At 70.5% G+C, this 5,105-nt stretch carries 2 protein-coding genes; one reads left to right on the top strand and one right to left on the bottom strand.

Annotated elements, in window-relative coordinates:
• Positions 1-103: 103 nt before the first annotated feature.
• The gene (locus ACFV15_RS47735; RefSeq protein WP_378360122.1) at positions 104-2,368 is read right to left on the bottom strand and encodes a BTAD domain-containing putative transcriptional regulator; all 2,265 of its coding nucleotides are present in this window, start codon (positions 2,366-2,368) and stop codon (positions 104-106) included.
• A 170-nt stretch (positions 2,369-2,538) separates the two neighbouring features.
• On the opposite strand from ACFV15_RS47735, the gene ACFV15_RS47730 reads away from it, so the two are divergent.
• The gene (locus ACFV15_RS47730) at positions 2,539-5,085 is read left to right on the top strand and encodes a BREX system ATP-binding domain-containing protein (RefSeq protein WP_378360121.1); all 2,547 of its coding nucleotides are present in this window, start codon (positions 2,539-2,541) and stop codon (positions 5,083-5,085) included.
• Positions 5,086-5,105 lie beyond the last annotated feature (20 nt).

Genomic DNA, 5,105 nt, shown 5'->3' with positions numbered 1-5,105 from the left:
CAAAAACGGCATCAACACACTCACCGCACTCCGCGACGCCCTCACCGGAAACCCCTGGCTACCAACACACCCAGCAACCACCTGACTAGTTACATTGCCGGTTCTAACCGGCAATACCACTCACGACCCCGGACGCGCGTCGCTCCCGTTCGGCGCGCTCCGAACGCGGTAGTTGCGCGCACGCGACCTCCCTGACCAGCGGGTGCTCGAACACGTACCCGTCGCCCGAGCGGCGCAGGAAACCCAGGCGCTCCAAGCGCGTCATCGCACCGGCGGCTTCGGCCTCGTCACGGCGTCCGACGGCGGCCGCGGCCTCGGGCGAGAACGGCTCCGGCAGCACAGAAGCGTCCAGCAGCACCGTTTTCTCGGTCGACGACAGCATGTCCAGCTGCGACGCGAGGACGCTGTGCACACCGGCGGGCACCGGGAAGTCGCCACGCACGTTTTCCGCCAGCATCTTGGCGTACTCGGCGGCGAACAGCGGGATACCGCCGGCACGGCCCGCCAACGCGTCGCACAGCTCCGACAGGCCGGCGCGGTCCGCTCCCTCGCGGGACGCGAGGTCGCGCAGAATCTCCGCCGTCGCGTGCTCAGTGAGGGGATCGAGCGTGGTCATGGTCGTATGACGACGGCCGCCGCCCCAGGCAGGGCGGCGCTGCAGCAGTTCGGGGCGTGCGGTCGCGATGACCAGCAGCGGCACCGAGGACAACCGGTCGGTGAGGTTTTCGACGGCCGCGAGCAGCACGTCGTCGGCCCAATGGAGGTCTTCGAGCACCACCACGACCGGGCCGTCCGCCGCGGCCGCTTCGGCGAAGCGGCACCAGGCCGCGAGGTCCGCGTCCGGCTCGCCGATCATGGTGGCGAGCGGCAGGTACGGGGAATCCGTCGCGAACGGTGAGGTGAAGCCGGTCAGGCAGGCGACGGCTTCGCGGTTCGCCCGGACCTGGCGGCCGAATTCGGCGACAAGCCTGCTCTTGCCGATGCCCGGACGGCCGAGCACCGTGAGCAGATGCGGCCGTCGCAGGTCACGGACCTGGCCGAGCAAGCTGCGCAGCAGCTGGAGTTCGTGGACGCGGCCGACCAGCGCACCCGCACTGGTCGCACGGGTTTCGGCTGGTTCGACGGCCAGCGCGCCGTCGAAAACGATCTGCCCGTCCGCCGCGCGGCGGGTGGCTTCGCAGGCGACGATCGTGCCCGCGGCTCCCAGCAGCAACAGTGCCGTGTCCACCACCGCGCCGGTGACGACCGGCGCCGCCGCGTCGTCACGCTGGAACCGGGCCAGCGCGCTGCCGGTGGACACCGCGATCCGCACCTCGGCGCCGTCGAGCCGGTCGCGGATCGCCAGCGCGGCACGCACCGCGCGCTCGGCGTCGTTCTCGTGGTTGCGGGGAACGCCGAACAGCGCGAGGAACATCGAGCCGATGGCGCCGCCGCCGACTCCCCCGAACCGGCGGACCTCATCGCCCACCGACGCCGAGATGCCGGGCAAAGCCTCGTTGACGTCCTCGGGGTCGGCGTCTGTGGGCGTGCTGACGTGCACCAGCAGCACGCTGACCTGCTTGCGTTCCAGGCTGACGTCCGGCGGTGGAGCGACCATCACCCGCTGGGGATGCGACGTGAGCGCCAAATCCTGGCTGACGATCATGCTCTGCAGTTTGCGCAGTTCACGGCCTGGTTCGATGCCCAGATCATTGACCAGCAGCGCCTGCGTCCGCTGATAGACGTCGAGCGCTTCGGCCTGACGCCCCGCCCGGTAGAGCGCCAGCATCAGCTGCCCGCACAGCCGCTCGCGACGCGGCTCCCGAACGACGAACTCGCCGAGTTCGGCCAGCACCTCGTGATGCCTGCCGCAGGCCAGTTCCGCCTCGAAGCAGTCCTCGACCGCGCCCAGCTTGGCGATCTCCAGCGCGCTGAGCTCTGACCAGTTCAGCCCGGTCTCGACCAGATCCGAGAGCGCGGGACCACGCCACAACGCCAGCGCCGCACGCAACGCGGTGGCCGCCTGCTTCGCCGAGCCCACCGCCAGGTCGGCCCGTGCCTCCTCGACGAGCCGCTGGAATCGGTGCAGGTCAAGGGACTCCGGCTCCACCCGCAGCAGATACCCCGGCGCGTGGGTGAGCAGCACCGGCGCCTCGCTCGACGCCGACGCGAGCATCCGGCGCAGCGCCGAAACCGCGTTCTGCACCATCTTGCGTGCCGACGGCGGCACGTCGGTGCCCCACAGTGCCTTGACGACGTGGCTCATCGGCACCACTTTGTTGGCGTGCAACAGCAGATAGCCGAGTACGGCGCGCTGTTTCACCCCGCTGAGCTCCACGATTTCGGTCTCATCGACGATCTCCAGCGCGCCGAGAACCTTGAATTCCACGTAACCCACCCTCGCAGTCCGGTTCCTCACATGGTCACACGGCGGCCACTGCCCGGGAACTGCGGAACTCCACAGGATACTTGATATATGACATACTCCATCTGATGCATGTGACGGTAGGCACGGGGAAATCCTTTACCCGCAGGCCAAGACGCTCTACCCTCGCCACCGTGGATCTCGCCGAAGTCACGCAGGGAAGGCGGCTCCACGGCAGGGATCGGGAACTCGATCTGCTCGCCGGTCACCTCGAGCGGATCGCTTCGGGCGAGCCGTCGGTGGTCACCCTCAGCGGGTCGGCAGGCAGTGGCAAGACTTCGCTGCTGACGGCCGCGGCGGAACTGGCTGGCGGCCAAGGCTTTCTCGTGCTTTCCGCGCGAGCCGCGAGGTCCGAACGGGACTTCGCCTTCGGGGTGGTCCGCCAGCTGCTGGAACGAACGCTGCCGCTCGCACCGGACCGCGACGACCTCCACACCCGGCTCAACAGTTGGTGGGTGTGGCTTTCGGCGCATCTCGCCGGGCACTCCCCCGTGCTGCTGCTGGTCGACGACGTCCAGCTGGCCGACCCGCAGTCGACCCAGTGGCTCGGTTATGCCGCCAGGCGGCTCACGGCCGGGCACCGGATCGGCATCCTGCTCGCCCGCACCACGGCCACGCCGGCCGCCCTCGCGGACGACAGCCCGCCGTTTCACCATCTCCCCGTCGGCGGGCTCGATCTCCATGCCTGCGAACGGCTCATCGCCGACAGCCTCGGCGACGACGTCTGCCAGGCGTTCGTCGAGACCTGCCGGGTGGTCAGCGCCGGCAACCCGGCCAGGCTCACCGCGCTGATCAGGATCTGCCTCGACCTCCGGGCCAAACGGCTCGATCTCTCCGCGTTCGGCACGCCGGAGCTGAGCGAAGCCGTGCACCGGTTCCTCGCCGACGAGGACCCGGCGCTCGTGTCGTTCGCGCGGACCGTCGCCGCGCTCGACGACGCGCCCGCCGATCTCGAACTGGCGGCCGCCGTCGCCGGGCTCACGCCGCCGGGCGCGCTGTGGGCGGCCAGACGGTTGCGAGAGCTACGTTTTCTCACCGGCACAAGGAAACCGGCATTCGCCGACCGCGGCGTGCGGGTGGCGATCACGAGCAGGCTGAGCCCTGCCGAGCGCCGGGCCGCGCATGGGAAGGCCGCCCGCGTCCTGCATCGCGGGCACGCGCCGGACCGGCTGGTCGCCGCGCACGTCCGCAAGAGCGCGGAGCTCGACGAAGCCTGGGTGGTCCGCGTGCTGCTCGACGCCGCGCGCGGGGCACTCGCCGACGGCGATCCGCGCGAAGCCGTCGCGCATCTGCGCCGGGTGTTGCGCGAGCCGATCACGCCGGACCAGCGCGAGAACGTACTGTTCGAACTCGGCGCGGCCGAGGTGCACACCGACCCGGCGGCGGCCGTGTGCACCCTCACCGAGGTGGTCGAAACCATCCGCGAGCCGGCTCGGCGAGCGCACGCGACCGAGCTGCTCTCGGACGCCCTTTGGCTGTCCGGCCGCTGCAACGAGGCGCTCAACGTGCTGCGGGACGCGGTGCGGTCCTGGTCGGCCAGCCACCCAGGGCTGGCGGCCGACCTCGAAGTCGGCGTCCTCTATCAGTCGCGCCACGATCCGCAGGCCGCGGTCGCGATCCCGCGACGGCTCGCCGCACTCGGCACCACGTCGGAGGCGGGCACGCGGCGGCTGAACGCGTTCATCGCCGCCCGCGATTCGGTGACCGGCCGCTCGGTGGCGGCCGTCCGCCAGCTCGCACTGGAAAGCGGCCCGACCGGGCCGATCACCGGTCTCGGGGAGCTACGGGCGTTCGGGGCCGTGGTGAGCGCGCTGACCAACATCGAGGAGTACGACCTCGCGCTGCTGCTCTGTCAGAAGGTACTCGACGACGGCGAGTCCGGCCTGCCGCTCGCGACCGGCATGGCGCTGGCGAACCGCGCCGAAATCCAGTACCAGCGCGGAGATCTGGCCGCGGCGGGCGCCGACCTCGACATCGCGGCCGACAAACTGTCCATAGTGGACTTCAGGAGCGCATTGCTCGACAGCACCCTGATGCGCCTCGCCGCCGCGCGGGGCGACCAGGCGGAGATCGAGTGGCTGCTTGCCCGGAAGCCGACCGCGACCACGTATCTGCGGGGGTGCTTGGCCTTGCACGCCCGTGGCCTGCTGCACGCGGCGGCAGGCGACCACGCCGCCGCGCTCGCCGACCAGCTCGACTGCGGCAAGCAGCTGGCACATCTCGGCCTCACCGACCATCCCCAGGCCTCGTGGCGTGCCGCGGCGGCGCTCGCGCACTTCGAGCTGGGAAACCGCGAGGAAGCCTTGGCACTGGCCGAAAACGAACTCGCGTCGGCGCGCGAGCGGAACCTGCCGCGCAGGCTGGGTGTCGCGCTCCGCGTCGCCGGGATCGTGCGGGACTCCCCCGCGTTGCTCACCGAGGCCGTCGAAGTGCTCGGACGCTCACAAGCCCGCCTCGAACTGGCGCACGCTCAGGCGTGCCTCAAGCTCACCGAGCCCGAGCAGGCACTGACCGACCGCGAACGCGACGTCGCCGCACTCGCCCAGAAAGGCTGGAGCAACCCGGAAATCGCGGCCGCGCTGGTCTTGAGCCGCCGCACGGTCGAGTTCCACCTGACCAACATCTACCGCAAGCTCGACATCTCCCGCCGCGGCCAGCTCGCGCGTCGTCTCGGGTCGTGAGTGGTACGGCCGGTTAGAAC

The organism is Amycolatopsis sp. NPDC059657 (assembly GCF_042734395.1).
Taxonomy (GTDB): Bacteria; Actinomycetota; Actinomycetes; order Mycobacteriales; family Pseudonocardiaceae; genus Amycolatopsis.
The sequence above is the reverse complement of the archived record's forward strand: the minus strand, read 5'-3'. Positions and strand labels throughout refer to the sequence as shown.